The organism is Oleiphilus sp. HI0132 (assembly GCF_001635845.1).
This window is the reverse complement of sequence record NZ_LWGJ01001772.1, coordinates 1-757: the sequence shown is the minus strand read 5'-3', so window position 1 is coordinate 757 and position 757 is coordinate 1. Positions and strand designations below refer to the sequence as shown.

The 757-nt window shown below is 47.0% G+C and carries 1 protein-coding gene; it reads right to left on the bottom strand.

The window, feature by feature from the left end; genetic code table 11:
- Positions 1-101: 101 nt before the first annotated feature.
- A partial coding sequence (locus A3766_RS26965) for an ACP S-malonyltransferase (RefSeq protein WP_068643335.1) occupies positions 102-757 on the bottom strand: 656 nt, incomplete at its 5' end.

Below are 757 nucleotides of genomic sequence, written 5' to 3'. Positions count from 1 at the left end.
TTGCGCCCGTGACTAACGCCACCTTCTTTTCCATTGCCATTTTCCTGTTCTTTATTTTGGTATTTTAACTTGGTGCGCACCGCGCACCCTATACAGCATGTTTAATCTGATAAACCGGAAACTACTTTTTCAAGACTACTCACGTCTGACATAGCCATCGTGTTAACCGTTTTATCAATTCGTTTATTTAAGCCCGCTAGCACCTTACCAGGACCACATTCAACGAAAGTGTCGGCACCTAGCTCAATCAGCTTAGTGACCGATTGTGACCAAAGTACGGGGCTATGCAAATGAGCCAATAAATTTGTCTTTAGCTCTTCCAGGTTTGTGGCTACCTGAGCATTCACATTTTGCACAATAGGAATACCGGGTTCTTTAAATGTCAGTTTCGACATTGCATTTGCCAACTCTTCACCTGCAGGCTGTAACAAGTCACAATGGCAAGGAACACTTACAGGAAGCTTCGCAGTACGACGAGCGCCTTTTTCTTTTGCGATAGCCATCGCCCGGTCCAGCGCATCGGTCGCACCCGATATGACGATCTGACCAGGAGAGTTAAAGTTTGCCGGCGCAACAACTTGCCCTTGGGCTGCCTCTTTACAAGCCTCTTTAGCTTTATCATCATCAAGCCCCAAAAGAGCAACCATACCGCCCTCACCTAGAGGAACCGCTCCCTGCATAAGCTTACCACGAAGGTTAACGAGCTTAACCGTCTCTTCAAAATCCAGTACGCCGCTAGCGATCAAGGCCGTATATT